This is a genomic window from Clostridium ljungdahlii, from assembly GCF_001636845.1.
In the GTDB taxonomy this organism is placed as follows: domain Bacteria; phylum Bacillota; class Clostridia; order Clostridiales; family Clostridiaceae; genus Clostridium_B; species Clostridium_B ljungdahlii_A.
In genome coordinates, this window is record NZ_LITT01000035.1 from 228,904 (window position 1) to 244,938 (window position 16,035).

At 31.1% G+C, this 16,035-nt stretch carries 17 protein-coding genes; 1 reads left to right on the top strand and 16 read right to left on the bottom strand.

The annotated features are described in order from the left end of the window. The first annotated feature begins 156 nt into the window (after positions 1-156). On the top strand, positions 157-534 hold the full coding sequence (locus tag WY13_RS13575) for a hypothetical protein (RefSeq protein ID WP_063556164.1): 378 nt from the start codon (positions 157-159) through the stop codon (positions 532-534). Positions 535-598: 64 nt separating this feature from the next. Here the strand turns inward: WY13_RS13575 and WY13_RS13580 are convergent, their stop codons facing one another. The 16 genes from WY13_RS13580 to WY13_RS13655 form a co-directional block, all read right to left on the bottom strand. Beyond that, entirely contained in the window at positions 599-1,300 is a 702-nt protein-coding gene (locus WY13_RS13580) for a CPBP family intramembrane glutamic endopeptidase (RefSeq protein ID WP_063556165.1), read from the bottom strand. A gap of 77 nt (positions 1,301-1,377) precedes the next feature. Continuing rightward, entirely contained in the window at positions 1,378-1,968 is a 591-nt protein-coding gene (gene yihA / locus WY13_RS13585) for a ribosome biogenesis GTP-binding protein YihA/YsxC (protein ID WP_063556166.1), read from the bottom strand. A 14-nt stretch (positions 1,969-1,982) separates the two neighbouring features. Beyond that, the gene (gene lon, locus WY13_RS13590; RefSeq protein WP_063556167.1) at positions 1,983-4,307 is read right to left on the bottom strand and encodes an endopeptidase La; all 2,325 of its coding nucleotides are present in this window, start codon (positions 4,305-4,307) and stop codon (positions 1,983-1,985) included. Between the two features lie 105 nt (positions 4,308-4,412). Beyond that, entirely contained in the window at positions 4,413-5,702 is a 1,290-nt protein-coding gene (gene clpX / locus WY13_RS13595) for an ATP-dependent Clp protease ATP-binding subunit ClpX (protein ID WP_063556168.1), read from the bottom strand. Between the two features lie 19 nt (positions 5,703-5,721). Then, complete coding sequence (clpP, locus tag WY13_RS13600) at positions 5,722-6,306, bottom strand: ATP-dependent Clp endopeptidase proteolytic subunit ClpP (protein ID WP_013240188.1); 585 nt, start codon at positions 6,304-6,306, stop codon at positions 5,722-5,724. Positions 6,307-6,451: 145 nt separating this feature from the next. Then, a complete protein-coding gene (gene tig / locus WY13_RS13605) occupies positions 6,452-7,744 on the bottom strand; it encodes a trigger factor (RefSeq protein ID WP_063556169.1) in 1,293 nt (430 codons plus the stop codon). A 306-nt stretch (positions 7,745-8,050) separates the two neighbouring features. After that, a complete protein-coding gene (locus WY13_RS13610; protein ID WP_063556170.1) occupies positions 8,051-8,836 on the bottom strand; it encodes a sugar phosphate isomerase/epimerase family protein in 786 nt (261 codons plus the stop codon). A 61-nt stretch (positions 8,837-8,897) separates the two neighbouring features. Beyond that, positions 8,898-9,677, bottom strand: a complete 780-nt coding sequence (locus WY13_RS13615) for a hypothetical protein (protein ID WP_082848511.1) — start codon at positions 9,675-9,677, stop codon at positions 8,898-8,900. A gap of 477 nt (positions 9,678-10,154) precedes the next feature. Continuing rightward, positions 10,155-10,727 (bottom strand): orotate phosphoribosyltransferase, encoded by a 573-nt coding sequence (gene pyrE / locus WY13_RS13620; RefSeq protein WP_063556171.1) that lies wholly within the window; start codon positions 10,725-10,727, stop codon positions 10,155-10,157. 10 nt (positions 10,728-10,737) lie between these two features. Then, complete coding sequence (locus WY13_RS13625; protein ID WP_063556172.1) at positions 10,738-11,628, bottom strand: dihydroorotate dehydrogenase; 891 nt, start codon at positions 11,626-11,628, stop codon at positions 10,738-10,740. Between the two features lie 94 nt (positions 11,629-11,722). Next, positions 11,723-12,475, bottom strand: a complete 753-nt coding sequence (locus WY13_RS13630; protein ID WP_063556173.1) for a dihydroorotate dehydrogenase electron transfer subunit — start codon at positions 12,473-12,475, stop codon at positions 11,723-11,725. A gap of 18 nt (positions 12,476-12,493) precedes the next feature. Beyond that, positions 12,494-13,363, bottom strand: coding sequence for an orotidine-5'-phosphate decarboxylase (pyrF, locus tag WY13_RS13635; RefSeq protein WP_063556174.1), 870 nt, complete (start codon positions 13,361-13,363; stop codon positions 12,494-12,496). 36 nt (positions 13,364-13,399) lie between these two features. Next, positions 13,400-13,837 carry an aspartate carbamoyltransferase regulatory subunit gene (locus WY13_RS13640; protein WP_063556175.1) on the bottom strand — a complete coding sequence of 146 codons (438 nt, stop codon included), beginning with the start codon at positions 13,835-13,837 and terminating at the stop codon, positions 13,400-13,402. A 15-nt stretch (positions 13,838-13,852) separates the two neighbouring features. Next, positions 13,853-14,773 carry an aspartate carbamoyltransferase gene (pyrB, locus tag WY13_RS13645; RefSeq protein ID WP_063556176.1) on the bottom strand — a complete coding sequence of 307 codons (921 nt, stop codon included), beginning with the start codon at positions 14,771-14,773 and terminating at the stop codon, positions 13,853-13,855. Positions 14,774-14,981: 208 nt separating this feature from the next. Then, positions 14,982-15,737: an acyl-CoA dehydratase activase gene (locus WY13_RS13650; protein WP_063556177.1), complete on the bottom strand. Its 756-nt coding sequence runs from the start codon at positions 15,735-15,737 to the stop codon at positions 14,982-14,984. Between the two features lie 32 nt (positions 15,738-15,769). Then, a complete protein-coding gene (locus WY13_RS13655) occupies positions 15,770-16,021 on the bottom strand; it encodes a DUF3343 domain-containing protein (RefSeq protein WP_063556178.1) in 252 nt (83 codons plus the stop codon). Positions 16,022-16,035: the final 14 nt, after the last annotated feature.

A 16,035-nucleotide genomic window follows, 5' to 3' on the forward strand; every position in this document is an offset into this window, starting at 1 on the left:
CTAAATTAAACTTGTTTTGGTTTAATCTAGAATTTTAGCTATAAGCTTTAATTTTAGTATCAATTTTTTTACCTATGAATAATATATATTATAAATTAATTATGTTTAATTTAAATAAATACAAATCTATTTACTTAAAAATAAGGGGTGAATATGATGTCAAAACACCATCGCAAAAATTACAATACTGGTTTCAATTTAGGTGATATTCTAAATAATATAGATATAACTCAACTTGTCTCAATAATATCTGCCCTAGGTGGTAACTCCAGAAACTCTTCCAATGACCAATTAGGTGCAATGTTGAGCAATCTAAATTTAGGGGATATTTCCAAGAAAAACAATGTGCCTGAGTTTAATCAATCCAATATAAACTCTCAACTTGCAGAATTGGAAAAGAAATTGTCTCAAACGGAAGACAATAGCAGTGGGAAAAACGAGATATTAGATGCAGTAAGACAACTTCAAAATTCTCCAGATGCAGCTAAAATATTAAATAGTTTTATGAATTCCAATAATAATAATAAAAAATAATTAAATTACTTTTTCATTTAAAAAATACTATCAAATTAACTAATTTGATAGTATTTTTACATGATTACATCATATTAAGTTTTTGCAGTAAAAGTGCTGCCACTGTTACTGAATTAAATGCACAATGATTGAACACTGCATACCAGTATCCCTTTTTATTTATTAAATAGCAATTATAAATGCCAATCCATAATATTATAGGGAATGCATTTAAACTAAAATGAATTACTGCAAATATTAAGCTACTCAAAATTGCGGCCAGATATACTCCCATTCTCTTAGTAAATATTTTTTTAAATAAAAGCCATCTAAATACAAATTCCTCAAGTATAGGTGCAAATATTATAACTACAGGTACCATTATCAAAAATTTGTTTAAAGGCATATTAGCCATATGTGTAACTATATCCTGCTGTTTTAATTCAACCCTAAAATTAGAAAGTATAATAGTTTCAGTTATAGATATACCTACAGTTATCAAATAAAATACCACTACTGCTGCTAAAGCTTTAAAAAATTTAAATCTTCTTATATCAAATTCATATGGTCCATCCCTATGTTTTAAATATCTCATATTTAAAAGTACAAATACGAAAGGTATAAAGTTTTCCGTAAATATACAGGTAATTACATAAGCTATTCCAATCAACACCAATAGTAAATTACTCTTCTTTTTATCCCTCCAAAATTTCGAAAACACTAAAAATGGTGGTACATATACAATTGAAAATACAAGGACATCCTTTATAATATCCAATCTAAACATGGCTAATTTCTCCTTGCTATTATTTGCTTGCCTCAACTTAAATTTTATTCTATGAATCCTGCACTAATATTTTATCTTTAATAAGAACTTATTGTAGACTCCAAAACTTCTAAAATTTTCTCTTTTCCTTGCTTATTTAATGCAGAAAAAGTTAAAATCTCATCTTCCCCACTCATTTCTAAAGTATCTCTTATAATTTTTAAATTCTTAGACAGTTGATTCTTAGACACCTTATCAATTTTAGTAGCTACAATAGCAATATCATAGTTGTAGTGCTTAATCCACTTATACATAGTTATGTCATCAGCTGTTGGTTTATGCCTGCAATCTAAAATAAGCACTATCTTTTTTAATTGCTGTCTAGCATTTAAATACTTTTCTATTATGCTTCCCCAACTTTCCTTTTCCTTCTTGGAAACTTTTGCATAACCATATCCAGGCAGATCTACAAGATAAAAGTCATTATTTATTAAGAAAAAATTTATTTGCCTGGTTTTCCCGGGTGTAGCACTAACCTTAACTAGCTTTTTTCTATTTGTTAAAGTATTTATAAGTGAAGACTTTCCTACATTAGATCTACCCACAAAAGCTACTTCCACTCTGTTATCCACAGGATATTGTCTAGGACTTACTGCTGAAATTATAAATTCTGACTGTTTTATTTCCATAAATAATACCCCTCTTAATTATCTCTTAAGATTGCATTTTCAAGTACAGTATCTATATTATCTGCAAGTATATATTTCAATTTGCTTTTAACTGTCTTTGGAATTTTCAAAAGGTCTTTTTCGTTTTCCATAGGTATTATAACCGTATCTATACCTGCCCTATACGCTGCAAGACTCTTTTCCTTTAATCCACCTATAGGAAGAACCCTTCCCGTTAATGTTATCTCTCCAGTCATAGCTACATTGTGTTTTACCTTATTTTTGTTAAGTGCGGATATCATTGCAGTAACCATAGTAACTCCTGCAGAAGGTCCATCTTTTGGTACTGCACCTTCTGGAACATGTATATGCAAATCATAGTTTTTATAAAATCCACTTTCTATTCCATACTTATGGGAATTAGCCCTTATATAACTGTACCCAGTTTTAGCTGATTCTTTCATCACATCACCAAGTTGGCCTGTTAATTGCAGCTTACCATTTCCAGGCATTACGCTTACTTCTATAGGAAGAGTATCTCCTCCATATCCTGTCCATGCCATTCCCGTAACTACTCCTACTTTATCTTCCTTATCTACCTTATCATAAGTAAATATTTCAGGTCCAAGGTAAGATTTCACTTTAGTTACAGTAACATTTATATTTTTTTTGCCCTTTTCCATAATCTCTGCTATTGCTTTTCTTATAATGGATGCAACTCTCCTCTCAAGACTCCTAACGCCTGATTCTCTAGTGTAATTGTCTATTAGATTGTATATAGCTGAATCCGAAAAAATAATTTCATTATCCACTACTCCATTTTGTTCTAACTCTTTAGGTATAAGATGTTCTTTACATATATGGAGTTTTTCTTCACTAGTATACCCAGATACCTCTATTACTTCCATCCTATCAAAAAGTGGTCTTGGAACAGTTTCAAGGGTATTTGCAGTAGTTATAAACATTACATTTGACAAATCAAAATCTAACTCAAGATAATGGTCTCTAAATGTACTGTTTTGCTCACTATCCAATACTTCCAGAAGAGCATCTGCAGGATCTCCTCTAAAGTCACCACTCATCTTATCTATTTCGTCTAATAAAAATAGTGGATTTTTAGATTTGGCCTGTTTCATTCCATATATTATTCTTCCTGGAATGGCCCCTACATAGGTCTTCCTATGTCCTCTTATCTCAGCTTCATCCCTTACTCCTCCAAGGGACATCCTTACAAAATTTCTATTTAAAGCATGAGCTATAGACTTTGCAATAGAAGTTTTTCCAACTCCAGGAGGTCCTACAAGACATAGTATTGGACCTTTAAGTGATTTACTCATTTTTTTAGCTGCTAGATATTCAATTATTCTATCTTTAACATCTTTTAATCCATAATGTTCTTTTTCAAGTATTTCTCTAACAGACTTTATTTCTAAATTATCCTTAGTCTGAGCATTCCAAGGTAAATCAAGTATCCAATCCAAATAAGTCCTTATTACTCCACCTTCTGCAGAATAGGTACCTGTATTTTTTAATCTATCTAATTCATACAATGCCTTATCTTTAACATCTTTAGGAAGTTTTGCTTTACTTATTTTGTTTTTATACCTTTTCATTTCCTTTTTATCTTCGTCATCTTCACCAAGTTCTTCTTGTATTGCCTTTAGTTGTTCCTTTAAATAATATTCCTTTTGAACTTTATCTATCTTATTTTTTACTTTTACTCCTATTTTTCTTTCTAACTTTAAAATTTCTATTTCATTTACGAGTACGCTTAAAAGCTTTTTAAGTCTTTCTTCTATGTCATAGCATTCCAGAATTTCCTGTCTTTTTTCTTGCTTTAGCATTAAATATGAACTTACAGTATCAGCTAATCTTCCCCAATTATTTAATTCATCTAAGGTTATTATAGTTTCTACTGGTATACTTCCAGATAATTTTATGTATTCATCAAATTTATCTTTAATAGTACGAGCTAGGGCTTCGCAATTTTTATTGTCATCGCACTCTTCTACATCTTCCAAAATCTCCACTTCTACTTTAAAAAAGGGATCTTTACTTATACACTTTTTCAATACTGCCCTTGTTTCACCTTCTACAAGTACTCTAACTGTGTCTCCCGGCAATTTCAATATTTGTTTTATATTACAAATGGTACCTGTTTCAAAAATATCTTCTTCTTCTGGCTCTTCAATTTTAGCTTCTTTTTGAGCGGTTAAAAATATTTTTTGATCTACAAGCATAGCTTCTTCTAGTGCAAGTATGGATTTTTTCCTACCTACATCAAAATGTAAAACCATGTATGGAAATACAGTAATACCCCTCAATGGAATTAGAGGAAGAACTTTTAAGTTTTTATCCATCTTTCTCTCCTCACTTTAAATAGTTTAAATTCATATATCCGCATTTTATATACTTAACTATTGCTTAAAAGAGAGTACCGAAACCAGTACTCTCTTTTTAATAACCTATGCAGTTTCAGGGCCCTTTCGTGTTCTTGATTTTTTTAATTTAATAGGCGTCCTCTTTCCATCCTCTGCCTCTATAAGTTCTGGCTTCTTTGTATCCACTGCATTCTTATCAATTATTACTTTAGCTATTTCCTCTTTTGAAGGTATATCAAACATTACATCCTTCATAGTTTCCTCTATAATAGCTCTCAGTCCTCTAGCTCCTGTATTTCTCTTTAATGCTTCATCTGATATAGCTTCTAGTGCATCTTCTTTAAATTCAAGTTCCACATCATCAAATTCAAAGAGCTTTTTATACTGTTTAACCAGCGCATTTTTAGGTTCCTTTAATATTCTTACAAGAGCACTCCTGTCTAATGCCTCCAAAGTTACTATAATAGGAATTCTACCTACAAATTCTGGTATAAGTCCAAACTTTAGAAGATCTCCAGGCATTATATCTTTTAAAAGTTTTCCTATGTCTTTTTCCTTTTTAGATTGTATTTCTGCACCAAAACCTAAAGTACTTACTCTAGTTCTACGTTCTATTATATTGTCTATACCATCAAAAGCTCCACCGCATATAAATAATATATTTGTAGTATTTATTTGAATAAATTCTTGATGCGGATGTTTTCTACCACCTTGAGGTGGCACTGAAGCTACTGTACCTTCTAATATCTTTAACAGTGCCTGCTGTACGCCTTCTCCTGAAACATCTCTAGTTATAGATGGATTTTCTGACTTTCTTGCTATTTTATCTATCTCATCTATATATACTATTCCATGTTCAGCTCTTTCTATGTCATAGTCTGCATTTTGTATAAGCTTTAACAATATATTTTCTACGTCTTCACCTACATAGCCAGCTTCTGTTAAAGTAGTCGCATCTGCAATAGCAAAAGGTACATTTAAAAATTTTGCTAAAGTTTGAGCTAACAATGTTTTTCCTGATCCCGTAGGACCAAGTAATAATATATTACTTTTTTGAAGTTCCACATCATCATTTTGATTATTTGAATTTATTCTCTTATAGTGATTATACACTGCTACAGACAGTGATTTTTTTGCATCTTCCTGACCTATTACATATTGATCAAGGTAATTTTTTATTTCTACAGGTTTAGGTATAGAAGTCATATCTATTTGAACATCTTCTTCAAATTCATCACTTATTATTTCAGAACATAATTCTATACATTCATCACATATATATACACCTGGTCCTGCAATTAATCTTCTAACTTGATCTTGTGTTTTACCGCAGAATGAGCATTTAAGTTGTTTTTTATCATCATTTTTGGCCATTTCCACACCTCACTAAAGGTTATTTCTTTTTGGTAATAACTTCATCTATCAATCCGTATTCTTTTGCTTCTTCTGCTGTCATAAAGTTATCTCTCTCTGTGTCTTTTTCAACTTTTTCCAGGGGCTGCCCTGTTCTTTCACTTATTATAGTATTTAACTTTTTCTTTATGTCTAATATTCTTTTTGCATGAATTCCAATATCAGTTGCCTGACCCTGGAATCCTCCAAGTGGTTGATGTATCATTATCTCTGCATTTGGAAGTGCAAATCTCTTTCCTTTTGCACCAGCTGTAAGCAAAAATGCTCCCATGGAAGCTCCCATACCTATACATATAGTGGACACATCTGACTTTATATACTGCATTGTATCATAAATTGCCATTCCTGAGGTTATTGATCCACCTGGACTGTTTATATAAAGATATATATCTTTGTCGGGGTCTTCAGCTTCTAGGAATAACAGCTGTGCTACTACCAGACTAGCTGAAACATCATTAACCTCTTCACTCAGCATTACTATTCTATCTTTTAAAAGCCTAGAATAAATATCGTAAGACCTTTCCCCTCTACTTGTTTGTTCTACAACTACTGGTACTAAACTCATAAACTCTCCTCCTCTTATATAACCATTTAAGGCAATTAATATATATTAAAATTAATTTATATCAACCTATAAGGATGAACCCTTTGAATTTTTTTATTTTAAACTAATTGCCAGAAAAGCTCCTGGCAATTAATTTAAATATAATCTATGCTGTTGCTTTACTACTATCTACTAACATTTTTACAACTTTTTCATTAACTACATCTGTCTCTAAATATGATTTTTGATTATTAAAAATTATTTTTGCAGTTTTTTCTGCTTCTTTATTACCATATTGTGCAGCCATTTCTTTTGCTCTTTCCATAAGTTCATCATCAGTTGCTTCTACTTTTTCTACTTTTGCTATTTCACCAATTACTAAATCTGTTCTTACTCTTTTTTCTGCTGATTCTTTCATATATTCTCTTACTTTTTCTTCAGTATTATTTGTATATTGATAATATGTCTTAAGATCTAATCCCTGATATTTTAATCTCAATTCTAAATCTTTAAGCATAGTATCTACTTCTTTTTTTATCATAACTTCTGGTATGTTGATTTCTGTATTTGAGCAAACTTTATCTAAAACTGCTTCTTCAAATTCTCTTTTAGTTCTAAGTTCATTTGCTTCTTTTTTCTTATTCTTTATATCTTCTTTAACTTTATCTAAAGTATCAAATTCTGATATATCTTTAGCAAATTCATCATCTAATTCAGGTAGTTCCTTAATCTTTATTTCTTTAACAGTAACTTTAAATACAGCTTCTTTACCATTTAGCTCTTCTCTTCCATATTCTTTAGGGAATGTAACATGAACATCTTTTGAATCACCAGCATTAAGTCCAATTAGCTGATCTTCAAAATTATCTATGAAAGTACCAGATCCGATTTCTAACTGATAATCCTTTCCTTCTCCACCTTCAAACTCTTTGTCATCTACAAATCCATTAAAATCTATTACTGCTATATTTCCCTTTTCTATACTTCCACTTTCTTTGGTTTCTATTCTAGCATTCTTTTGCTGCATTGTCTTTAATTCTGCTTCTACTTCTTCGTCTTTTACGTCATATGTATTTTTCTTAACTTCTAAGCCCTTATACTCTCCAAGTTTAACTTCAGGAAATACAACTATTTTTGCAGTATATATGAATTCCTTTCCTTCTCCTATTTGTACTATATCAATTTCAGGATAATCTACTGGTTTTATATCATTTTCCTTAATGACTTGTGGATATGTATCATCACAACAGAAATTTATTGCATCTTCATAAAATACGCCTTCACCATAGTACTTCTTTATTATATTCATAGGGGCTTTACCTTTTCTAAAGCCAGGTATATTAAACTTTTTTGCATTTTTAGCAAATGCTTTTTTCATGGATTCATTAAATTTCTCTGCTTCTACAGTTATTTCCAATTTTACAACATTTTCTTCTATCTTTTCCTTCTTAACATTCATTTATAAAATTCCTCCTACTAATTACTATACATGCTTATATCAACTATGCTATTATACCATATATTTATAAACATTCCTATATGATGTGAGCATTGCCTTTCTTTACTGCCTAAATTGTAAAACTCAATATTGATATTTTATATAATTGCACTATAAAATTCAACTAATATTTTGATATACATACAATAATTATATTGTAAAAGCTAAATTCATAGTTTTACTCTATATATTTCTTATTATTGGGAATTAAAATTGGTATTATAATTATATACCAAAAATCTCAAAGTTTATAGTTTTTTTTAATTTTTACAAACACTTTTCAATATAATCCTTAGATTTCTTTAAATCATCATAGTTTTTATAATTGTCACTGTACACTTCAATTATACCAACCTTATTATAATTTGCTTCCCGCAGTTTACAAAATAGCTCTTTATAATTTATATCGCCTTTACCTGGAAGCAAACATGAACTTATTGAATTTCTATCGTTTATATGTAAATTTTCTATAGCTCCTGACATAATATCTATATATTCTTCAGGTAACCTTCCGGCTCTATAAGCTTGCTTTATGTCCAGTGTAAAGTATAGGGAATCCTCATATTTTTCTCTAAGTGTATATAAAAAATCAATATTTCCTGACATACACCAAAATACATTTTCCTGACACAGCTTTATGCCTTCTTCTCCTGCTGTATATAATAATTTATCATAAACATCAAAAACCAAATCATAGTTAATTACATTATAGAGTTTTTTATGCTTCATTCCATGAAACGTATAGCACTTAGCTCCAACTTTTCTAGCTAGTTTACATACTTGTTTAAACTGCAAAAATGCATCATTTCTTCTCCTCTTATATTCATCAAACAGATTAGGTTCAAAAGAAGAAGAAAAAGCATGAACAGAATTTATGTTAAAATTGTTCTTTAATTTCTGTTCCAAAAGTATGTCTCCAAAACTTTCACTATATTCACTGATACTGTTTAAAAATATTTCTCCTAAACTAAATCCTAAATTTTTCATCAAAGCTATACTATTTTCCGTATTTACATTTGGGTAAAAGCTAGCTGATGACAATCCTATATCCATAATTCCTCCAAAACTATCACATGTTTCCATCGCAAAAATAACCAGTAGAGGGCTTCACCTTCTACTGGGTAACGGAACCTGACGCCGTTAAATAAACAGTTTTACCATCTACAATGGCCGTAAGTCCCTTTTCACTTATTCCCTGAAACTTTATATCTTCACCTTCTATATTCTGAACCATAACATGATTTTTATTCTGCAAGCTTTCTATCCACATGTATTTTGTTGTTTTCCCAATCCATGGAAGTTGACTTACATAGGCAATATTATTGTCATCTATAAATTTAGGTGAAGAACACCATACATATCCTGGATTATTAGTTAATTGAGAATCTTTTGCTATTACAGTTCCTGTAGTAGATACATACTGTGGATTTGTTATATCCTGCTTATTTCCATTTGCATCCACTAACAATATACTCTGAGATTTATCATCAAATAAAAGTGCATTCTTACCTGATGGGCTTACATCATATGTACCACTGCTATCTGCCTTAAATACTTTGTCGTTACCCTTGCCTTGATATATTAAACTTACATCTTTTCCACTACTCAATTTTATTTTATATGAATTCTGACTTGCTGCATCTTTAGACTTAGTTTGAGTATTTGGTTGAGATGACTTTTGGCTATCTGCATTATTCTTTGTCTGTTTGTTTTCAGAAACAATATTGTTCTTTACTTTACTTGTTTCCTTTACTACATCTCTAAATGCTCCCCTTATGTAAACTACAACTAACACTGCTACCATCAGACATGCTACAATAAGTATAACTTTATTTCTCTTATGCCGCTGCATTTTCTTTTCATATTCTTTGCTAAAAATACTTGGTTTACCCACTAAAAAACTCCTCCTATACTTAGTATTAATAACTATGGGAAGTTAAATCACCCATTACAAAAGTGGTGATTCCCTGATTAATATTCCCAAAGGATTATCCATTATATAAAATTATACGCAATGAAAAATCATTATAATCCTTCATGTACATAATAAATAATATTGTAGGAATTCATTACTTATTATACCTCAAAAATCTTATAAATAGTAATAATTTTTTGTAAAACTCCATAAAATTGTGAAAGGTAAATTTAAGCTATTTACTTAAATAAGCCTATTCCTAAAAACACAGTTAATGTGCTATAGAAATAGGCCTATTTAAGTAATAAATTCACAATACACAGTTGACGATTTTGGTAGGTTTTTCTCCGTGAGTATTATGAAAAATCTAAAAACTAAGTAACATAAATATTATAATTCTTAGTTTTTCTGTAACAACAGAAAATCTATCCTTAATTGTGAATTGATTTTTTCCCCCTATTTGAATATTCTACTTCCAGGCTTTACATATTCTTGTCCTTGCTTACACATAGGACAATTTTCCTTATCATAAGTATTTATACTAAGTTTTACCGCACTATAAATTGGGTATTCTATTTTGACACCTTCCGCTCTTCTGTCTACTATGCAGCATATACCTACAACCTCTCCACCTAATTCCTGAATTACCTTAGCAACCTCTAAAGAAGATTTTCCTGTAGTTACTACATCTTCGGAAATTATAATTTTTTCTCCCTCTTTTATTTCAAATCCTCTTCTTATAGTCATATTTTCATTTTGCCTTTCAGCAAATATTCCCGGTTTACCTGTTTGCCTTGCAAGTTCATAGGAAACTAATATTCCACCCATTGCAGGTCCAACTATTTTATCATATTCTACATTCTTTAGTTTGTCTGCAATAACTGCTATTACATCTTTTGCCTTATCAGGATACTGTAAAAGCTTTGCACACTGACAATACCTGTCACTGTGTTTTCCTGAAGAAAGTAAAAAATGTCCTTCCAAAAGTGCTCCCACTTCTTTCAATGTATTTATAACTAAATTATCCATAACTATCCTCCTAAATTATTCCTCTTATTTCACTTAAATCTTTTATATTTTCATCTTTCATATATTTCTCTATACCATCTATTATATCCAAACATATATCTGGTTTTATAAAGTTTGCAGTACCTACCTGGATTGCATAAGCTCCTGCCATTATAAATTCTATTGCATCTTGAAAGCTTACTATTCCGCCTATTCCAACTACAGGAACTTTTACAGCTTTTGAAACTTCATATACCATTCTTAATGCAATAGGTTTTATTGCCGGACCTGACAATCCAGCAGTTATATTATTAAATACTGCTTTCCTGTTTTTAATATCTACAGCCATAGCCTTAAATGTATTTACAAGGGATAAACTATCCGCTCCTGCTTCGCAGCACTTATAGGCCATATCTACGATATCTTCAGCATTAGGAGATAATTTCACCATAAGTGGTTTTTTGCAGACTTTCCTTACAGCACTTACTATTTTATAAGCTACCTTTGATTTTATTCCAAAAGCCATACCCCCACTTTTTACATTAGGGCAAGATATGTTCAATTCTATAATGTTCACATCCGAACTACTTAGCTTCTCCACAGATTCAACATAATCATCTATAGTACTTCCACCTATGTTAGCTATAATAACTGTATCAAATTTTTTCATTTTAGGAAGTTCAAAATTTATAAAATGTTCTACTCCTGGATTTTGAAGTCCCACACTATTTAATATACCTGATTTAGTTTCATAGCTTCTTATGCCGTCATTTCCTTCTTTCCTTTTTAATGTAAGACCCTTAGAACATATTCCTCCCAATTTTGATACATCATAAATTTGATTATATTCTTCACCAAATCCAAAGGTTCCAGATGCTCCGATTACAGGATTTTTAAAATTCACACCGCATATATCTATCAATTGGTTAAACTTCCTTTCCCCTTCTATATTTAGGCATTTGAAAGAAAGTAGTCCAGTATACTGACTAGTTATTTCTTCAAAACGCCTTAAAGCATTACAGTACTATATCGCTTCCTAAGAAAACTGGTCCATCTTTGCATGCTCGTTTATTACCTTTAATAGTACTACAAGTACATACAAGACATGCTCCCACTCCACAGGCCATACGATTTTCCATTGAAACATATACGGTTACCTGCTTTTTTCTACACATACCTATTACTTTTTTCATCATAACTCCCGGTCCACAGCATAATACAGTATCATAGAGTTCAGGTCTAAATTCATCAGTTACATAGCCCTTTGTACCCTGGCTTTCCGTTTCTGTAGAAATGTGCATATCATCTACAAAAGATTTAAATTTATCTATAGAATACACACAATCTCTAAACCCAGCATAAAGATCTAATTTGCAATTCTCATGTTGTTCTCTTATGCTTTGAGCAAGATAAAACATTGGGGCAATTCCTATACCTCCTGTAATAATAGCAGTTTTTGTTTTCAAATTTTCTATATCAAATCCATTTCCTAAAGGCCCTAAAAGTTTTACTTCATCACCAGTTCTCAATCTGCTTAACTTTTCAGTACCTTCCCCTACTACTTGATATAAGAAAACTATTTTATTTGTATCTAAATAATGTATGCTTATAGGCCTTGAAAGCAGCGGTTCTAGTTTCCAACATCTCAGCATATAAAACTGCCCTGGTTTGCCCTTAAACTTTCCCTGAATTTCAAGTTTATAAATACCTTCAGCTGCTTTTTCATTTTTATATACTTTTTCAGTGGTATAGCTTAACTCGTTTTTCAATACCTTTATTCTCCATTTCTAAATATTTTTTGATATTTTAAATATATCATCTCTAATTCTAATACACTCTTCTCTAGCACATTCTCCATAATTCTTTTCACCGTTTTTCCTTTTTCTATATGCTAGAAGTATTCCCCTTGAAGAATTCACTATACCGCCATTGCCTTCTTTAAGATAAGCAGCAATGTCTTGTGCTGTTCCACCTTGGGCTCCATATCCAGGTATTAAAAAAAATACACTGTCTAGATTCCTCCTAAGCTGTACCCCCTCTTCCTGATGAGTACACCCTATTACCCCACCTATGGAACTGTAGCCGCATTCTCCTAAATATTTCTTTCCAAGAAAATTTACTTTTTCTCCTACTACATTGTAAAGTTTTTTATCTTCTTTAGTATCTATGTATTGAATATCTTCTGCTCCTCTATTTGACGTACGTATGAGCACAAACATTCCCTTATTGTCATTCTCGATGTAAGGTAAGTAAGGTTCTAATGTATCAAATCCCATATAAGGATTTAAGGTTATGAAATCACTTTCAAATTCGCCTTTAAAATGTGCCTTTGCATACATTTCTGCTGTTTTTGCTATATCTCCTCTTTTGATATCTGCAATCGTTAAAACCTTCTTATTTCTTATATACTTTAAGGTTTTACTATAGGCCCTGAGTCCTTCCATACCCAGGGCTTCATAGTATGCAATTTGTACTTTATAACAGGCAGCTACATCGCAAGTACTGTCTATTATAGTTTTATTAAATTCAAATACAGTATCTTCTATATTTTCATGTGAATTTAGTACATGTTTTGGTATATATTCTAATGCAGTATCTAGTCCCACACATACATTTCCCTTTTTTAAAACATCATCGTACAATTTATCTATAATCATAAAGAGCCCCCTCTTTAAATATAACTTTTCTTTAATTTAAAGATATTTCGATAAATTCTCATATATCTGGTCACAATATTCACATCTATAGGACCCTGTTTTTTCGTCCACCAGATTAAAGATATGAGGTATATTTTTTTCTACAGAAGTAACACATCTTGGGTTTTTGCATTCTATTATATTTTCAATTTTATCTGGAAGTTTCAATTTTATCTTTTTATATATCTTTTCATCTTTTATTATATCAATTGTAATGTTAGGATCTATAAATCCAAGTACTGTAAAATCCAGTTCCAAATTATTTTCTATTTTGATTATATCTTTTCTTCCTAATTTTTCACTTACCGCATTCATTATAAGTGCCACAGAATACTTTGCCTTGTTTAGTTCCAGGTAATTAAATATTTTCATCCCGTATCCTGCTCTTATATGGTCAATTACGATACCGTTCTTTACACTATTTATTGTAAGCATATTTATCTTCCTCCCCTACCTAATTCCAAGTAATTTCAACATTAATGCCATTCTCACATACATACCATATTTAACTTGTTTAAAGTAACAAGCTCTTGGATCACTATCTATTTCATATGGAATTTCATTTACTCTTGGAAGTGGGTGAAGTACTATCATATCTTTACCCGCTTTAGACATTTTATCTTTACTTAATATATATATGTCTTTAAGTCTTATATAATCTTCTTCATTAAAAAATCTTTCTTTCTGTACTCTGGTCATATAAAGTATGTCAAGAGAACCTATAGCATCTTCTAAATTTTTAGTTTCACTGTAGTTAACACCTTTTTTATTTAATTCCTTCTTAACGTAATCAGGTACTTTCAATTCTTCCGGGGATATAAGAGTAAAACTATTGTTTTCATATCTAGACATGGCGTTTATGAGCGAGTGTACTGTTCTTCCAAACTTCAAGTCACCGCAGCAGCCTATTTTTAGATTGGATAATGTTCCTTTTATAGATTTAATGGTTAAAAGATCTGTAAGTGTTTGTGTTGGGTGTTGGTGACCACCGTCTCCTGCATTTATAACAGGTACTGTAGAATACATAGATGCAATCTTAGGTGCCCCTTCTTTAGGATGTCTCATAGCTATAATATCTGCATAACATCCAATTACCCTTATTGTGTCTGCTATACTTTCACCTTTTGAAACAGAACTTGAATTAGGTTCTGAAAAACCTACTACCTTTCCACCTAGCCTAATCATAGCAGATTCAAAACTAAGTCTAGTTCTGGTACTTGGTTCATAAAATAAGGTTGCTAGAAGCTTTCCATCACATACCTTTGAAAAATCCTTCTCTTTTGAAATTATTTCATTTGCAAGTTTGAATATCTCATCTAATTCTTCTATTGAAAAATCCATTATATCTATTAGATGTCTTCCTTTTAACATTGATAATTCCTCCTTCTCAGCCTCTCCGTGCTAAATTTAAAGGTGTAAAAAAATGCCTTCCTTTGCGGAAGGCATTATTATACCATAATATAATAATTTTATATTCTACATATGCCTTCCCAGTCTCACAGGACTAGTTTTAAAGGTCTTTCATTATTTAATTTTGACTGTACTTAGGATATCACAGTTTTAAATCAAAGTCAACATGTTATTTCAATTTTGAGGCTGAAAGAGCTGCTCCAATAGCACCTGCATATCTTCCAAATTTATTACTTTTAACAGGTGATTTTAATTTTTTAGAAAGGATGTTTATTATATACTCATTTTGACTTAAACCACCAGTTAAAAAATAATTAAATTCTTCTCCATGCTTTTGACATAGAGATTTTACTTTACTTGTAATAGAATCAACTACTCCAAAAGCTATATCTTCTCTTCTGGTACCATTTCCAATTAAACTTGTTATTTCAGACTCAGCAAATACAGTACACATAGAACTTATAGTAACTCCATTGCCGCTTTTAGCTTTTTCGCATAGTTCATCTATGGTAAACCCTAAAGTGCCAGCCATTAGCTCTAGGAATCTTCCTGTACCTGCTGCACATTTGTCATTCATAGTAAAATTAGTAACTCTACCACCTTTTATGGTAATTATCTTGGTATCTTGACCACCTATATCAATTACCGTACAATCATCTTTTAAAAGGTAATAAGCACCTTTTCCGTGGCAAGTAATTTCAGTTATAGTTTTATCAGCATAGGGAACGGATACTCTTCCATACCCTGTAGCTACTATTTTACAATTATCTTTCTCTAATCCTATTTTTTTTAGTCTATCTTTTATGACACCAGCAGTTTTCACACTGCTCCAACCTGTTGGAAGCGTGAAGGTTCCCTTAATTTCACTGTCATATAAACAAACTTTTGAAGCAGTAGAACCTATATCTATGCCTACGTAAATCATAAAATTCCACCTTTTATATTAAGTTGAGTTATTTATAAATAAGGATTCACAATTTTTTTATCTACACAGTGAAAACCTAAGGTTTTTACATTATGCTGTCGTGCCATCAGCTTTATTTCTTCTTCATCCTTCTTGCTATACATTATAGATATGCCGCAGCAGGATGAAATTTCCCTAGGTGTAGGTACAATTGTATATTCTAATTTACTCCCTTTTAATAACTTTTCCATCTTCATCCCTTCAGTATGAGATGGAAAAAGTATATAGTATCTTTTATTTCCCATACTATAAATCTCCT